12 protein-coding genes and 5 tRNA genes are annotated in these 15699 nt (G+C 50.4%); 5 read left to right on the top strand and 12 right to left on the bottom strand.

All coding sequences use genetic code 11. The features are described 5' to 3' along the window. Positions 1–8 precede the first annotated feature (8 nt). The 5 genes from yajC to serB all read left to right on the top strand — a co-directional run bounded on the left by yajC (position 9) and on the right by serB (position 6897). The gene (gene yajC / locus ACN0R1_RS08755) at positions 9–338 is read left to right on the top strand and encodes a preprotein translocase subunit YajC (protein ID WP_417581944.1); all 330 of its coding nucleotides are present in this window, start codon (positions 9–11) and stop codon (positions 336–338) included. Between the two features lie 65 nt (positions 339–403). Continuing rightward, complete coding sequence (secD, locus tag ACN0R1_RS08750) at positions 404–2257, top strand: protein translocase subunit SecD (protein WP_417581942.1); 1854 nt, start codon at positions 404–406, stop codon at positions 2255–2257. 9 nt (positions 2258–2266) lie between these two features. Beyond that, complete coding sequence (secF, locus tag ACN0R1_RS08745; protein ID WP_417581940.1) at positions 2267–3193, top strand: protein translocase subunit SecF; 927 nt, start codon at positions 2267–2269, stop codon at positions 3191–3193. Between the two features lie 93 nt (positions 3194–3286). Continuing rightward, complete coding sequence (gene rnr, locus ACN0R1_RS08740; protein ID WP_417581938.1) at positions 3287–5674, top strand: ribonuclease R; 2388 nt, start codon at positions 3287–3289, stop codon at positions 5672–5674. After that, a complete protein-coding gene (serB, locus tag ACN0R1_RS08735) occupies positions 5671–6897 on the top strand; it encodes a phosphoserine phosphatase SerB (protein ID WP_417581937.1) in 1227 nt (408 codons plus the stop codon). The genes rnr and serB overlap by 4 nt, the downstream gene beginning before the upstream one ends. 9 nt (positions 6898–6906) lie before the next feature. Here serB and ACN0R1_RS08730 read toward each other — a convergent pair whose 3' ends face one another. From ACN0R1_RS08730 to ACN0R1_RS08675, 12 genes are all read right to left on the bottom strand, one after another. Next, on the bottom strand, positions 6907–9030 hold the full coding sequence (locus tag ACN0R1_RS08730; protein WP_417581935.1) for an EAL domain-containing protein: 2124 nt from the start codon (positions 9028–9030) through the stop codon (positions 6907–6909). Between the two features lie 120 nt (positions 9031–9150). After that, positions 9151–9226 (bottom strand) — tRNA-Gln (locus ACN0R1_RS08725). 6 nt (positions 9227–9232) lie between these two features. Further along, a tRNA-Met gene (locus tag ACN0R1_RS08720) sits at positions 9233–9309 on the bottom strand. A 14-nt stretch (positions 9310–9323) separates the two neighbouring features. After that, positions 9324–9398: transfer RNA gene (locus ACN0R1_RS08715), tRNA-Gln, on the bottom strand. 19 nt (positions 9399–9417) lie between these two features. Then, a tRNA-Met gene (locus ACN0R1_RS08710) sits at positions 9418–9494 on the bottom strand. A 96-nt stretch (positions 9495–9590) separates the two neighbouring features. After that, the gene (gene ychF / locus ACN0R1_RS08705; protein WP_151057566.1) at positions 9591–10682 is read right to left on the bottom strand and encodes a redox-regulated ATPase YchF; all 1092 of its coding nucleotides are present in this window, start codon (positions 10680–10682) and stop codon (positions 9591–9593) included. Between the two features lie 19 nt (positions 10683–10701). Next, positions 10702–11289, bottom strand: a complete 588-nt coding sequence (pth, locus tag ACN0R1_RS08700) for an aminoacyl-tRNA hydrolase (protein ID WP_417581933.1) — start codon at positions 11287–11289, stop codon at positions 10702–10704. A gap of 27 nt (positions 11290–11316) precedes the next feature. Continuing rightward, a complete protein-coding gene (locus ACN0R1_RS08695) occupies positions 11317–11901 on the bottom strand; it encodes a 50S ribosomal protein L25/general stress protein Ctc (protein WP_417581931.1) in 585 nt (194 codons plus the stop codon). A gap of 146 nt (positions 11902–12047) precedes the next feature. After that, positions 12048–12989, bottom strand: coding sequence for a ribose-phosphate pyrophosphokinase (locus ACN0R1_RS08690; RefSeq protein WP_417581929.1), 942 nt, complete (start codon positions 12987–12989; stop codon positions 12048–12050). A gap of 69 nt (positions 12990–13058) precedes the next feature. Then, positions 13059–13134: transfer RNA gene (locus tag ACN0R1_RS08685), tRNA-Gln, on the bottom strand. A 118-nt stretch (positions 13135–13252) separates the two neighbouring features. Then, complete coding sequence (lolB, locus tag ACN0R1_RS08680) at positions 13253–13840, bottom strand: lipoprotein insertase outer membrane protein LolB (RefSeq protein WP_417581927.1); 588 nt, start codon at positions 13838–13840, stop codon at positions 13253–13255. Next, positions 13841–15556 (bottom strand): tetratricopeptide repeat protein, encoded by a 1716-nt coding sequence (locus ACN0R1_RS08675; protein ID WP_417581925.1) that lies wholly within the window; start codon positions 15554–15556, stop codon positions 13841–13843. Positions 15557–15699: the final 143 nt, after the last annotated feature.

Below are 15699 nucleotides of genomic sequence, written 5' to 3'. Positions count from 1 at the left end.
ATGCCTTAATGAGCTTCTTTATCACTCCTGCTTTTGCAGAAGCCGGTGCCGGCGGTATGGATACCGGCATGTTTAATATGTTGTTTCTGGTTGGTTTTGCGCTGATCTTTTATTTCTTCCTCTGGCGTCCGCAAGCAAAACGTGCCAAGGAACATAAGGCCCTGATTGGCGGTCTGAGTAAGGGTGATGAAGTCATCACTGCCGGTGGCATTATTGGTAAAGTGGTTCGCCTTACTGATGACTACCTGGTACTTGAAGTTAGTAATGGTGTTGAGCTCAAGTTTCAGAAAGCCCACGTGGCTGCTGAGCTGCCGAAAGGTACCATTAAGGATATTTGAAGGCTGAATCCAGCGTGAGCGCCACTTGTTGAAGTGGCGCTTTTGTTTACCGAGGATGGAGCAATATGCTCAACCGCTACCCTTTGTGGAAAAATTTGCTGATAGCCATGGTGCTGGTGATTGCCGGTATTTATGCAGCACCCAATCTCTACCCTGAAGACTATGCCGTGCAGATTTCCGGATCACGTGCTGTACATCAGGTTGATGATCGTGTGATGGCACAAGCTGTTAGCTTGCTCGAGCAGGAAGGTATTCAGTTTAAAAGTGCCGAGCTGGAAAATGAAGCTGGCATGCTGCGCTTCAGTAACGGTGATGCACAGTTGCTGGCCAGAGCGGCGCTATCGCGTGCGCTGGGTGACAATTACGTGGTCGCCATGAATCTGGCACCCACCACCCCTGATTGGTTGACGGCATTAGGTGCTAGTCCCATGACTTTGGGGCTTGATCTTCGTGGCGGGGTGCACTTTTTAATGGAAGTGGATACGGTTCAGGCCGTGACACAGCGTCTGGAAGTTTATGCCAGCGATATCAGAACCACATTACGTGAGCAACGGATTCGTTATCGTTCAGTCGAGTTGAATGATGATGGCCTGCTGGCAGCACGCTTTGCTGATGCTGAAGCACTTGAACAGGCGCAAAGTAGACTGCGTCGTGATTTTCCAGAGTTTGCTTTTGAATCGGCACAGCAAGATGATGCCTGGTTTTTATATGTAACATTGAATGAACAGAATGTGCGTGAGATAGAAGACTATGCTATCCAGCAAAACCTGACCACCTTGCGTAACCGGGTTAACGAACTGGGTGTGGCTGAGCCATTAGTTCAGCGTCAAGGGCGTAATCGTATCGTCGTGCAGTTGCCCGGTATTCAGGATGCGGCGGCAGCCAAGCGTGTTATCGGCCAGACGGCTAACCTGGAGTTTCGACTGGAAGCCATGAGTGAAGCCAGTCGTGCAGCGACTGAAATCTTCTCGTTCCGCAATGACCCGAATCGTCGGGCGACCGTGGAGCGGGATATCATCATTACCGGATCCAGTGTTGCTAATGCTAACTCCACCTTTGATGAAAACGGTATGCCCCAGGTCTCCATTACGTTGGATGCACGTGGTGGTCAGATGATGAGCCGGATTACCCGTAATGCCCTGCAACGGCGTATGGCTGTGGTGTTTGTTGAACACAAGACCCGCTTTGTCACCGAACAGGTTGAGGGTGAAGCGGTGGAGCGTCGTGTGCCCTACACAGAAAAACATCTGATCTCCTTGGCTACCATTCAAAGTGTACTGGGTAATCAGTTCCGTATCACTGGGCTAGATAGTCCTCAAGAGTCATCTGAACTGGCGCTGTTGTTACGTGCAGGTGCGTTGGCCGCGCCAATTTACTTTGTCGAAGAACGCACCATTGGGCCGAGCCTGGGCGCTGCTAATATTGAAATGGGGGTGACCTCGGTCAAAATAGGCTTTGCATTGGTGCTGCTGTTTATGGCGGTGTTTTACCGGGTGTTCGGTCTTCTGGCCAATATCGCCTTGACGTTGAACTTGATGATGTTGGTCGCGGTGATGTCTATGCTGGGCGCTACCCTGACGCTACCAGGTATTGCCGGTATTGTGCTGACCGTAGGTATGGCAGTCGATGCCAATGTGTTGATTTTTGAACGTATTAAAGAAGAGCTGCGAACGGGATCACCCGTGCAGTCGGCTATACATGCGGGTTTTGAGCGGGCTTTCAGCACCATTCTGGATGCCAATGTGACCACGCTGATTGCGGCCATTATCCTGTTTGCTATGGGTACCGGTCCAGTTAAAGGGTTTGCCGTCACCCTGTCGGTGGGGATCATAACCTCGATGTTTGCGGCTCTGGTGATTACGCGTGCACTGGTCAATCTGGCTTATGGTGGCCGTAAACTGCAAAAGCTGGGTCTCTGAGGTGCATCGATGATACATATAAACCGTGATTTTAATTTTATGGGGGCTCGCCGCATCGCGGCGATCTTCTCCATCCTTTTACTGCTGGTGTCCATAGGCTCCCTGGCCATCAATGGCTTGAAGCTGGGGTTGGATTTTACCGGCGGCAGCCTGGTCGAAGTCACCTATGAGCAACCTGTTGAGCTGGAGGCTGTACGCGATACTTTGCGTGCAAATAACTATGGCGATGCCGTGGTGCAAACCTTTGGCTCAGCCAACGATATACTTATCCGTCTGGGCGAAGCACATGATCCGCAACTGGGTCAGAAAATTCTTGAAGTGCTGCAGCAGGACTCAGACTCTCACGTAACCTTGCGGCGTAATGAGTTTGTCGGCTCGCAGGTGGGTGAAGAGTTACGTGAACAGGGTGGTCTCGGGTTATTGGTCGCGCTGATTATGGTGATGATCTACCTGGCATTCCGTTTTCAATACAAGTTTTCAGTGGGGGCGGTGTTGGCGCTGGCACATGATGTAATCATTGTGCTGGGCTTCTTCTCATTGATGCAGATCGATTTTGATTTGACTGTGCTGGCAGCACTTTTAGCTGTCATAGGCTATTCTTTGAATGACACCATCGTGGTGTATGATCGTATACGCGAAAACTTTCGGGTATTACGTGTCAGTGAATCGCTGGACGTACTGAATACCTCGTTGAACCAGACGTTGAGCCGTACTATTGTTACCTCCTTGACGACCATGCTGGTGCTAGTGGTGTTAGCTTTCTTTGGTGGTGAAATGATTTATGGTTTTGCCGTAGCGCTGCTGGCAGGTGTAGTTATCGGCACCTATTCATCGATTTATGTAGCGGGGAATATTCTCCTGCTGCTCAATGTCACTCGTGAAGATCTGATTCCGCCGCCGCCCAAAGAAGATGAAGAAGAGGAACTCGTTCCCTGATCAGCAAAAATCTTAAGCCGGCCTTTATCTCGGCAACGCAGGAGCGGCTCATGTGTCCTATGAAGGACACGCTTGTTAATAAATGGATACACTATGAATAAAAAATGGGTTGAAAAAGATCCGAATGCCGTACAGGAAGCGCAGAAGTATGAAAATCCTGTGCCGAGCCGTGATTTCATCCTCGATTTTCTACAAAAATGGGGTGCACCTATATCGCACCTGGATCTTTGTGATGAGCTGCACCTGCAGCATGAAGATGATATCGAAGCGATTCGCCGTCGCCTGATAGCCATGTGTCGTGACGGTCAGTTGATCTCCAACCGTCGTAGTGAATTTGGCTTGATTGAAAAAATGAATCTGATCAGTGGTCGCGTGATCGGCCACCGTGACGGTTTTGGTTTCCTAAAGCCGGACGACGGTAAGGACGACCTGTTTCTAAGTCCGAGAAACATGCGTGAAGTGTTTGATGGCGACAGAGTGTTGGTTCAGGAAGTGGGTCTTGATGCCAGAGGCCGCCGTGAAGCCAAGATCGTTGAAGTGTTGGAACGTGGTGTTCGTAAGGTTGTGGGTCGTTTCGACGGTCAGAATGGCTTTGGCTCGTTGATTCCAGAGAACCAGCGCATTACCAATCAAGTCATGATCATTCCTGATGAACAGTCCGACCTGCATTACGATGATGGTCAACTGGTAGTGGCAGAAATCCTGCAATACCCTAATCGCCGCCAACCTGCACGTGCTCGGGTTATCGAGGTATTGGGCGAACATCTGTCGGCCGGTATGGAGATTAAGGTGGCTATTCACAGTCACGATATTCCCAATGAATGGCCGGTAGAAGTTGAGCAGCAGACCGCTGAACTGACGCCGGAAGTTGAAGAAAAAGATAAGAAAAACCGGACTGACCTGCGCAATCTGCCGCTGGTTACCATCGATGGCGAAGATGCCCGTGACTTTGATGATGCCGTGTATGCCGAGAAGAAACGTTTCGGTGGCTGGCGTTTGTGGGTCGCAATTGCCGATGTTTCTTACTATGTACAGCCAGGCACTGCGTTGGACAACGAAGCGATCAAGCGTGGTAATTCGGTGTATTTCCCCGAATATGTCGTGCCGATGCTGCCAGAACTACTGTCTAATGGCTTGTGCTCGTTGAATCCGAAAGTGGATCGACTGGCCATGGTCTGCGAAATGAATATTACCCGAGCGGGTAAGTTGTCTGACTACAGTTTTTATGAAGCGGTGATCAACTCCAAAGCGCGCCTGACCTATAACAAAGTAGCCAGCATTCTGGGGCAACTGGGTGAAGCTGATGAGCAGCAGGCACTGCGCTCTGAATTTGCGCCAGTCGTACCGCATCTGGAAGTGCTCTATGGGTTGTACAAAAAACTGCGTATGGCGCGTGAAGAGCGTGGCGCTATAGATTTTGATACCGTTGAGACCCGTATTGAATTCGGGCCTGATCGTAAAATTGAACGTATTGTGCCTATTCATCGTAATGATGCGCATAAAATCATCGAAGAATGCATGCTTTGCGCCAATGTGGCCACCGCGCGTTTCCTGGAAAAGCATAAGCAACCGGCACTTTATCGTATCCATGAAGGGCCAAAAGATCAGAAATTACAGAATCTGCGCGGTTTTCTCGGAGAGCTGGGCTTGAATCTGCCCGGTGGTGATAAGCCAGAGCCCAAGGATTACTTGCGACTGGCTGAAACCATTGAAGCGCGTCCGGATCAGCACATTATTCAGACCATGATGCTGCGCTCTATGCAGCAGGCTGTATACAGTCCTGAAAACAAAGGGCATTTTGGTTTGGCTTATGAAGCCTATGCCCATTTTACCTCACCGATTCGGCGTTATCCGGATCTGCTGGTGCATCGAAATATTCGCGCCGCGATACATTCGGGTAAACGAGTGAAGGGGATAGAACGCCCCTCTGGTTTTGTTGCCAATCCGGCGTTTGTAAAAAGCTATACCATGGAAGAGATGCTGGCGTTGGGTGAACAGTGCTCGATGACTGAACGCCGCGCCGATGATGCGACCCGCGATGTGGTGTCCTGGTTGAAGTGTGAATACATGCTTAGCCAGATAGGTAATACCTTCGAGGGCGTTGTCGCTGCCGTGACCGGCTTTGGCTTATTCGTCGAAATCCGCGATCTGTATGTTGAAGGTCTGGTGCATATCACCGGATTGCCGAGCGATTACTACCATTTTGATGCGGGTAAGCAGCGTTTAGTCGGTGATAGAACCAAGCGTGTGTTTAAGCTGGGTGATCCGCTGAAAGTCCGCGTTGTTCGCGTTGATCTGGATGAACGTAAAATCGACTTTGATATGGCTGATTCCGGCGGGCAGGCTTCTGCCAAGGCTCCGAAAAAGCCTAGCAAGCGTGATCAGGTGCGTGCCGGAAAAATAGATGAAGCCAGTGGTAAAACACGCAGTCGCCAGCGTAGTTCTGCGAAACCATCAGCACGAAAAAAACGAGACAGATGAACGAAATTATCCTGATGACGATCTCCGGCAAGGATAGGCCGGGGGTTACGGCGGCCATGACCGGTATTCTGGCTAACTTTAGTGTCAATATTCTCGATATTGGCCAGGCGGTAATTCATAACACCCTGTCTCTGGGCATCCTGATTCAGGTGCCTACGGAAGCGGGAGCGTCTAACTTACTGCGGGATCTATTGTTTCGGGCACATAAATTGGATATGCATGTGCGTTTCGAGCCGGTTAATCCGGAGGATTATGAGCAATGGGTTACAGGGCAGGGTAAATCGCGCCATATCATTACTCTGTTAGGTCGCCGTATCAGTGCTTTGCATATTTCCAGAGTGGCCGATATTGCGGCACGCCACGGTTTGAATATCGATAATATCAATCGCTTGTCGGGGCGGGTTTCGCTACTGGAGTCGCGGGCTGAATCGGTACGTACCAAGGCCTGTGTAGAGTTCTCAGTGCGTGGTATTCCAGCAGATGCTTCGGCACTACGTCAGGCATTCTTGCAGGCTGCGTCAGATTATGATGTCGATATTGCCTTCCAGCAGGATGACATCTATCGTCGTAATCGCCGTCTGGTGGTATTTGATATGGACTCTACCCTGATCGAGGCTGAAGTCATTGATGAATTAGCTAAAGAAGCCGGTGTGGGTGATCAGGTTGCTGAAATTACCGAAGCGGCTATGCGCGGTGAGTTGGATTTCAATGCCAGCTTCCGTAAACGTGTGGCGCTGTTAAAAGGGCTAGATGTGGCTGTTCTGGAGACAGTGGCTGCACGCCTGAAACTGACTGAAGGTGCTGAAACGCTGGTGTCGCAGTTGAAAGTGCTGGGCTTTAAAACAGCGATTCTGTCAGGTGGTTTCAGTTACTTTGCCAAGGGGCTGCAGCAACGTCTCGGGTTTGATTATGTCTATGCCAATGAGCTAGACATTCTTGATGGTAAGGTGACAGGTGAGGTCACTGGAGAGATTGTCAACGGTGAGCGTAAAGCCCAATTGCTTAGAGAGATCGCTGAGCGTGAAGGGTTAAAACTGGAGCAAACTATTGCCGTGGGTGATGGTGCCAATGACCTGCCAATGCTGTCGATTGCGGGTTTGGGTATTGCTTTCAGGGCCAAGCCGTTGGTCAGGGAAAGTGCCAAGCAGGCTATTTCAACGCTGGGGCTGGACGGTATCCTCTACCTGATCGGCTTTAGGGATAGAGACGGTATCATTTCCTGAGCAGCCGTTTCACTCTTCAAAAAAAGCATAATCCATTTCATGACGCGGGGGCTGTAAATAGTGCCCCTGTACCATTTCTATACCCAAACGGAAGAGTGTGCTCATTTGACGGGTGTCCTCCACCATAGGTGCGATCAGTGTTATATTTTTTCTCTTGAGCGGGTTAATGACTCTTTCAAGTTGCTTGGTACTAAGTGTGTTGCAGTTCAGGTCCTTGAGGTAACTGCCGTCCAGTTTGATATAGTCGACTGGAACATCATTAAAGACGTAATCTGACTCAGACGTGCTGCCGTAATGCTTCAAGCAAATTTTACAGTGCAGTTTATGCAGTGCCTTGCAGAAGGCTTTGTAGTGGGCGGGAGATGCCAGGGCATCCACTTCGCTGATTTCAAAAACAAGATGATCTGCCGGCAGGCGCATGCTGCGCAGTTGCTCTGCAAACCAGGGTAACAGTGACTTATTGTGTAGTGTTCGTCCGGTAATGTTAATAAAAAGCCGGTTACGTTTGCCTTGATCCATCGACTGACGCATCAGCATCACACACTCTTCGAGCACCCACATATCCATGCGCGCAAGTACATTGTCATCACTGATGCTGCTCATGAAAATATTGGGAGAGATCTCTTTATCGTCTTCGGTAATCAGGCGCAGTAGCACTTCATAATTTGAAACCTGAATGTGTGAATCCAATGGAACAATGGGCTGAAAAAGCAGGCGGAAGCGGTTGTGGGTGATGGCATCGACCACTCGCTGAACCGCTTTGGCATCTGTGGCGACAACGGGAGTGCTCTGGTCCAGTTGGAAAAAACTGTAACCGTTACCATGACGTTCGCTATGGGTCAGGCTTTTAGCTGCCGTTTCGGCTCGACTGAGTAGTTCTGTGGCGCGGGGTGAGCTTTCACTGATCATGGAAATACCGATGGAGCAGCTAGTTTGTAGCTGGTACTCCCCCAGAGCCAGCCCAAGTCCTGAAACACCCAGACAGATCTCGCGAGCAAGGGCCTTGGCTGTTTCTACATGTGGATCTGATAACAGTAGCGTGTAAATGTTGTCATCAATTCGTGCGAGGGTATGCGCCTCGTTTACCAGCCTTTTGAGCAGTTTGCCGATAGCACCTGCGAGTAGATCAGTACCTTCCTGGCCGGTGTTCTGGTGGAGCGCCTGGTAGCCATCCAGGCTGATGTAGAATAGGAAGCCATCATTGCCACCTTTTCGGGCCAGTGTAATCTTTTGTTCCAGTTGACGGGCAAAGCCCTGCTGATTCAACAGTCCACTAATGGGGTCAATTTCATTGAAAATTTCCGTGTCAGCCAGGTGTTGAGTGATATCTATCTGTATGGCATCGGTCTCAGAATATACAGCTGGGTGGAGTGATAAGGTGGCATTAAAGCGGGTTGAGTCCGCACGTAATATTTGTGCACTTACTGAAGCTGTATGCGCCTCACCCGACAGGATGCTATTAATGCTATTGAACAGCGCGTCGCGATCAGCAGGGGATACCAGTTTATCGAGACTTAGGCCAGTCAGGTCGTTCAGTTGGCCGTAGCCTAACTGTTCGAAAAAGCGCTCGTTAGCGTAGCAGAGTTTATTATCTATGCTGAAACAGATGGCAGTACGTGAGTCATCTATCAGAGACTGAATACGTCGTTCTGCTTTTTCCAGCAGTGATTCACAGTAACGCCAGCTCTGGCGTTGCTGTAAAGCTATGTAGGTTTGGTGGATGTAGGTAAGTGTCAGTTTGGTATTGTCACCGCTGCAGGCGATACTGATGCCCTGTTCCAGCAGTGCCAGGTGCGACTCGGCATCGGGTAACTCATTGCATAGCAGCAGTAGTGGAATGTCTTTATCAAGGTTTTTGACCAGTTCAGCGCTGCGGCTAAAGCTAAGCTCCTGAAGCTGGTGGTTACTGAGCAGTATCAGGTCCCAGCTGCGCTCTGACAATGAGCCGGTCAGCTCTTTTTCATTAGTGATAAGGCGGCAGCGGGGAGCCATGCGTATGCTCTGAAGAGAGGCTTGTATAGTGGCAGCGTTTTCACGCATAAAACCGATAAACAGGATAGATATATTCTTGCGTTGATCACACGCAGGATTATTATTGTTGTTTAACTGGCTAGTGGCTATGTCAGCATTCATAAGACTGCAACTGTCTTTAGGGGCTAAATATCAGTTTAATACATGACAGTATAGCGGCCAGTTACAGGAGCGTGAACTTATTGATTAAAAAATACACACAAAGCATGAGTTAGATCAAAATGGCTGGGGTAGTAGGACTCGAACCTACGCATGCTGGAATCAGAATCCAGTGCCTTACCAACTTGGCGATACCCCAGTAAACTGGTGGCAATGGCGGGATTTGAACCTGCGACCCACGCATTATGAATGCGTTGCTCTAACCAACTGAGCTACATTGCCGGTAAATCTGAAAATGGCAGGGGTAGGAGGATTCGAACCTCCGCATGACGGGATCAAAACCCGTTGCCTTACCGCTTGGCGATACCCCTAAAACTGAATGCTGAAAACTGGTGGCAATAGCGGGATTCGAACCTGCGACCCACGCATTATGAATGCGTTGCTCTAACCAACTGAGCTATATTGCCACGTGCTTTCAAGGCCGCAAATTATTCGCTTTTTGGCCCTTGTTGTCAACAGCTTGCGCGTAAAAAACCCTGATTCTTGGGGCTTTTCAACAGATATTAAACATTAAAGCGAAAGTGGACGACATCGCCGTCTTTGACGATATATTCTTTACCTTCCAGACGCCACTTGCCCGCTTCCTTGGCGCCCTGTTCGCCCTTGCCTTTAACGAAGTCCTCGTAGCCGATTACTTCAGCGCGAATAAAGCCTTTTTCAAAATCGGTATGGATGACGCCAGCGGCTTTAGGCGCTGTGTCGCCAATACGGATGGTCCAGGCGCGGACTTCTTTAACACCGGCGGTGAAGTAGGTTTGCAGGCCTAGCAGGCTGTAGCCAGCGCGGATAACGCGATCAAGGCCCGCTTCTTCCATGCCCATCTCTTGCAGGAACTCCAGCTTCTCTTCATCTTCCAGTTCGGCAATCTCGGATTCCAGCTTGTTGCAGATAGCGACCAGTTCGGCACCTTCTGTGGCGGCGAGTTCACGTACCTTGTCCAGGTGTGGGTTATTTTCAAAGCCATCTTCAGCCACGTTGGCAATATACATAGTCGGCTTGGTGGTCAGCAGATGGAAAGTCTGGATCAATCGCTGTTCATCGTCGTTCAGCGACAGGCCGCGTGCTGGATAGCCTTCGCTCAGGTGGGGCAGTAACTTCTCTAGCAGCGCCTTGGCCGCGATGGCGTCCTTGTCGCCCCCTTTGGCGTTACGCGTAACGCGCTGTAGCTGTTTCTCTACAGAGTCCAGATCCGCCAGTGCCAGTTCCAGATTGATTGTTTCTATATCGACCAAGGGGTCGATCTGGTTAGCGACGTGGATAACATTGTCATCTTCGAAACAGCGAACTACATGGGCAATCGCATCAGTTTCGCGAATGTTAGCCAGAAACTTATTACCCAGGCCTTCTCCTTTAGATGCACCCGCAACCAGGCCGGCAATATCAACGAATTCCATCGTAGTCGGAAGCACCCGTTCAGGCTTGACAATATCAGCCAGGACTTTCAGGCGGGCATCAGGCATGGGGACAACGCCGGCATTGGGTTCTATGGTGCAGAAAGGAAAATTCTGCGCCTCTATGCCTGCTTTTGTGAGTGCATTGAAAAGGGTCGATTTGCCGACATTAGGCAGTCCGACGATGCCACATTTAAAGCCCATGATCTGTTCCTGTTAATTGTCAGCCTGAAAAGCTGTGCAGTTGATTCATTGCGCGTTGCCATTCGCCGGCTACGGCCAGCGGTAGATGCCGTAGGGCTTCGTCAATGGCTGCTTGAGTTTGCATGCGCTCGGTTTCGGGTGCACGTGTTAGTACAAAGCCGGAAACCTGGCTGGCATGGCCTGGGTGGCCAATGCCGATGCGCAAACGATAGAAATCCTTGTTATTACCCAGTCGGGTGATAATGTCTCTGAGCCCATTGTGCCCACCGTGTCCGCCACTTTTTTTCAGGCGTGCCGTGCCAGGTTGCAGATCCAGTTCATCATGCACCACTAGGATGTTTTCCGGGGGAATTTTGTAAAAATTCGCCAGCGACGCAACCGCTTTGCCGCTAAGGTTCATGAAGGTAGCAGGGATTAGCAAGTGTACCGGATGGCCATTAAGCAGCACTTTGGCGTAGTGGCCATGAAAGCGTGCTTCGGGTCTCAGAGGGGTGTTCTGGTGGGCAGCAAGCTGCTCCACCAGAATAGCACCGGCATTGTGACGTGTTCCTGAATATTCTGCACCGGGATTACCCAGGCCTACAATCAGTTGAATGGTGTCAGTCATGCCGGTATTGATCAGCTGTTAGGCTGATTATTTTTTAGCGCCACGTGGTGCGTAGCAGTAACCGATACCCTGGTCGTGATCTTCACCGCGACGCAATGCAACGATATCAACACCTTCTGGCAGAACAATATCGGACAGGTGAGCAATCTGACCCATTTCGATATTGGTCAGGTCAACGTCCAGTGCTTCCGGCAGATCTTTAGGCAGACACAGTACTTCAGCGGTAGAGGCTTCTGGTGCAAACTTGGCAGCTGCTTTGGAAGCCGCTGATTTTTCGAAGTTTACAAAGTTCAGTGGTACCTGGATTTTGATCTTCTGTTTATCATCAATACGCTGGAAATCCACATGCAGAACAACCGGCTTGGCTGGGTGGCGTTGCAGATCCTTGATGATAACCAGTGTGTCATTGCCATCCAGACGAACAGACAGGATTGACGAGTAGAAGCCGTCTTCCAGCAGCATGCGGTAGAGATCTTTACCGACTACAGAAACAGCAACGGGTGTATCGGTACCGTAAACGATGCCCGGTACCATGCCCTGACGACGCAGGCGGCGGCTCGCACCCTTCCCCTGATCTTCACGGCTTACGGCGTTAATTACGAATTTTGACATGTGTATTACCTATAAATTAAAAAAACTGCAATTCCCGCGACCAGAAATTTGCAGCATTCAGTTACCCTGTTATTCAGGGAAAAATCGGCACCCGGTGAGTGCCGGTTGGTTCAGACTCTTGCGAGTCTGGATCAGTGCGTTGTTTCTTAGCGGAACATCGCGCTGATGGATTCTTCATTGCAAACACGTCTGACCGCTTCAGCCAGCATCGGGCCTAGCGTCAATTGACGAATTTTTTTGCATTCCTGTGCGGCTGGCGACAGTGGGATGGTATCGGTTACAACCAGTTCATCCAGCTGTGAGGCATTGATATTGGCAATCGCTGCACCCGAGAGTACTGGGTGAGTGACATAGGCTACCACGCGTTCAGCTCCTTTGTCTTTCAGGGCCTGTGCGGCTTTGCATAACGTACCGGCTGTATCACACATGTCATCAACCAGGATGCAGGTACGATCAGCGACATCGCCAATGATATTCATCACTTGGGATTCATTGGCTTTTTCGCGACGCTTATCAATAATGGCCAGATCACAATTGAGCTGTTTGGCAACGGCGCGGGCGCGGACTACGCCACCTACATCTGGTGAAACTACCATTAAATTACCGTATTGCTGATCCACTATGTCATCCAGCAGCACTGGCGAACCGTAGACGTTATCAACAGGGATATCGAAGAAACCCTGGATCTGATCGGCGTGCAGGTCAACCGTCAGTACGCGATCAACACCGGCACTGGTCATCATGCTGGCTACAACTTTAGCGCTGATGGGTACACGGGTGGAGCGTGGACGACGATCCTGGCGTGCATAGCCAAAATAAGGCACTACAGCGGTGATACGCATGGCTGAAGCGCGGCGCATAGCGTCAGCAAATACGATCAATTCCATTAGGTTGTCGTTGGTCGGTGCGCAAGTTGACTGAATAATGAAAACATCCTTACCACGAACATTTTCTTGTATTTCAACACTTACTTCACCGTCACTGAATCGGCCAACGTCAGCTTTTCCCAGTGGGATATCTAAGCGTTCTACCACCTTTTTTGCCAAGTCTGGATTGGCATTGCCGGTGAAGATCATTAAGCTGGACATGCGCTTTACCTTCTCGATAGCGTCAGTGTGAAATTTGGGTGCTGAAAACGTGTCAGTCATCATAAATTATGGCTGGGGTAGTAGGACTCGAACCTACGCATGCTGGAATCAGAATCCAGTGCCTTACCAACTTGGCGATACCCCAGTAACTCCTCTGGCAGAAAGCAGCCTTGAAAGGAAGGCGCGTATTCTGTGCAAAATCAGATCAAAAATCAACCCCCGTCTTCGATAAGACTGAGGAACCGGTTGGATTTTGCTGTGGATCATTTCTCGTCGAGTTGCCAGCTGGTGATGACCAGATTAACTGTCAGGTCATTATGCACCATTCGTAGGCGGGAAGGTAGGCGGGTTCCTGGCTCGATTTCTTGGTAACGTAAAATGTGAATATCCCAACCGGCCTGCAGGAAATGCAGTTGAGTATCGGCTACCAAGGACTCGTGAGGGTGAGTAGGGTCTGGCAAACCCCGTATCCACCAGACAGCATGACTTACAGGCAGGCTCCAGCCCAGTATGGCCTGCATCAGGGCTTCGGGTGTGCGGGCAACATAGCGATCATCTTCACCGGCCACCTGAATCTCTACCTGGCCTGGGCGTCCTCGCATCAGTGCAACTGACTGGTTGAAGGGGCCTGCTGTCAGGCCGATACGATAGTCGGCTTGTTTCTGTTCCCAGCTAAGCCGGGCATTGTCGGTGCGTTCTTCACGGCTAATACTGATGCGTGCATCCATAGACCAGTTGTTCATCTGGTAGATAAAGGCTTGCTCCTGTGTATCTGGTGCTGGCAGTCGTGGTGTCACGTTGCAGGCGGAGAGTAACAGGAGGGCGATGCAGAGCAGTAGTAGTCTTATCACCTAGAAAGCTCCGATCTGTTCAGCTGCATCAAGTAAGTGGCGATCATCCGGCGCGGCTTGCAGGTGTTTTTCGAGTAGTTCCACAGCTTCTTCTCGACGTTCTAGTTTATCTAATACACGTATCAGATGGCCCGCGACCTCTGTATCTGGGTAAGCGGCGTAGGCGCGTTGCAGAAAAGACAGCGCTTCTTCGGTGCGCTTAAGCTTGAATAACACCCAGCCCATGGAGTCCAGCGTGGCTGGATCATCGGGTTGTTGTGCTAGAGCTTGCGCAATAAGGTGGTGGGCTTCTTCATAGTGTTGCGTGTACTGCGTTAGCGTATAACCCAGTGCATTCTGATACATGGGGTTGGTTGGATCCAGTTCCAGAGCCCTGCGTAAATCATTCAGGGTCTGCTGTGGTTGCTCTGGTTCGTGAAACAGTGCTCGGGTATAAAGCAGACGGGTATCGTTGGGTGCGTGTTGCAGTTCGCTGTTCAGGCGTTGTAGCGCTAGAGTCTTGAGGTTATGGGCTTTGTACCATTCTGCCAGCATGATGACCAGTCCGGTTCTTAGACCGGGTTGGCGGCTAATGGCTTCACTGAGGATGTTTTCAACGCGCTGGCGGTCAGTTGCGCTATTGAGTAGTTCCAGTGAGCGTGCTTGTGCTTGTAGAAATGTACTGCCCTCGTTGACGGCGCTGTAGTGGAGCAGGGCGATGTCTCGTTCACCTCGTTGTTGCGCCAGATGCCCTAGGTAGAAATCAACTTCGCTGTTCTGTGGATCTTTTTGCTGCAGTGCTTCCAGTAGTTCACGACTGGCTTCATAACGTTCATGGTCCAGTAGCAGTAAGGCAAAATAGAGATGTAGCTGGGTATCTTGTGGTCTAAGCTCAAGCAGTTCAGTCATCATCAGCTCGGCCCGGCTGAAATTGCCTGATAGCATCAGCAGTTGTGCCTGCTGTATCTGCAGCTGATTGTTGTGTTGGTGGCGCAACACGGCTCGGCTAACGAGTTGTAATGCTTGATCTATGCGGTTTTGCTTACGCAGTAGCTCGGCTTTTTGCATTACCAACTGAGGTTGATAGGGTTCAATTGCAAGCCCACGGTCAAAGGCTTGCATGGCCGCGTTGGGGTTTTCCACGCGCAAGTGCAGGAGACCTAAGGCCAGATGAAGATCGGTTCGGTCAGGTTGAGTCTGGATGATTGTATTCAGCAGGTTCAGGTATTGACTGGCAACATTCGGATCAATGGATTCAGTTTGTGAGCTGATTAACAAGGCGGCATCCGAGTCAGAGTCACTTAATACAGACTCCAACCAGGGGAGAGCCTCATCAAAGCGTCCCTCATGCAGCAGGATGCCTGCGAGTAACTCCCTCGGCTCACTGTTATGCGGAGCTGCTTCGGCCCAGATGCTGGCGCTGCTCAGAACAGCTTCGCTGTCGCGCATAAACTGAGCAATACGCGTTGCGCGCTCTGCTACAGCGGCATCACCGGTCAGGCGAGCCTGTTTGATATAGCTGGCTAAGGCTTCGTCATAGCGGCCATAATGGCCACCCATTTCAGCACTTAGCAAGTCAAACAGTATTTCACGGTTGAGTTCACCCGGCTGATAGCTGACTTCGGGTAGCGATAAATCAACTACTTCGTGGGTGGATGTTTCCGTGGAATCATGAGGCAAGCCTGTACATCCGGTAAGTAAAGTACCGGCTAACAGCCCCAGCAGCGTTTTGTTCATATCAACTATCCTTTAGCGATCGATACGCAACTGCACTATAGAGGAATTTCGGTCTGTTTGTCGATTACGCATCATTCTGTTTGCATACGTGCCAGAGGCCTGGGTGGTTTTATCGCCACAGTATTTGAAGGGTGGCTTAATCA

Origin of the sequence: Nitrincola sp., from assembly GCF_048264025.1 — a bacterium.
GTDB lineage: Bacteria > Pseudomonadota > Gammaproteobacteria > Pseudomonadales > Balneatricaceae > Nitrincola.
The sequence above is the reverse complement of the archived record's forward strand: the minus strand, read 5'-3'. Positions and strand labels throughout refer to the sequence as shown.

What these genes read in the sequence shown, in the direction of transcription:
- rnr (WP_417581938.1), top strand. Translation starts at nt 3,287, where the DNA reads ATGAATAAAAAATGGGTTGAAAAAGATCCGAATGCCGTACAGGAAGCG.
- ychF (WP_151057566.1), bottom strand. Translation starts at nt 10,682, where the DNA reads ATGGGCTTTAAATGTGGCATCGTCGGACTGCCTAATGTCGGCAAATCG.
- yajC (WP_417581944.1), top strand. Translation starts at nt 9, where the DNA reads ATGAGCTTCTTTATCACTCCTGCTTTTGCAGAAGCCGGTGCCGGCGGT.
- secD (WP_417581942.1), top strand. Translation starts at nt 404, where the DNA reads ATGCTCAACCGCTACCCTTTGTGGAAAAATTTGCTGATAGCCATGGTG.
- serB (WP_417581937.1), top strand. Translation starts at nt 5,671, where the DNA reads ATGAACGAAATTATCCTGATGACGATCTCCGGCAAGGATAGGCCGGGG.
- ACN0R1_RS08690 (WP_417581929.1), bottom strand. Translation starts at nt 12,989, where the DNA reads ATGTCCAGCTTAATGATCTTCACCGGCAATGCCAATCCAGACTTGGCA.
- ACN0R1_RS08730 (WP_417581935.1), bottom strand. Translation starts at nt 9,030, where the DNA reads ATGAATGCTGACATAGCCACTAGCCAGTTAAACAACAATAATAATCCT.
- secF (WP_417581940.1), top strand. Translation starts at nt 2,267, where the DNA reads ATGATACATATAAACCGTGATTTTAATTTTATGGGGGCTCGCCGCATC.
- pth (WP_417581933.1), bottom strand. Translation starts at nt 11,289, where the DNA reads ATGACTGACACCATTCAACTGATTGTAGGCCTGGGTAATCCCGGTGCA.
- ACN0R1_RS08675 (WP_417581925.1), bottom strand. Translation starts at nt 15,556, where the DNA reads ATGAACAAAACGCTGCTGGGGCTGTTAGCCGGTACTTTACTTACCGGA.
- ACN0R1_RS08695 (WP_417581931.1), bottom strand. Translation starts at nt 11,901, where the DNA reads ATGTCAAAATTCGTAATTAACGCCGTAAGCCGTGAAGATCAGGGGAAG.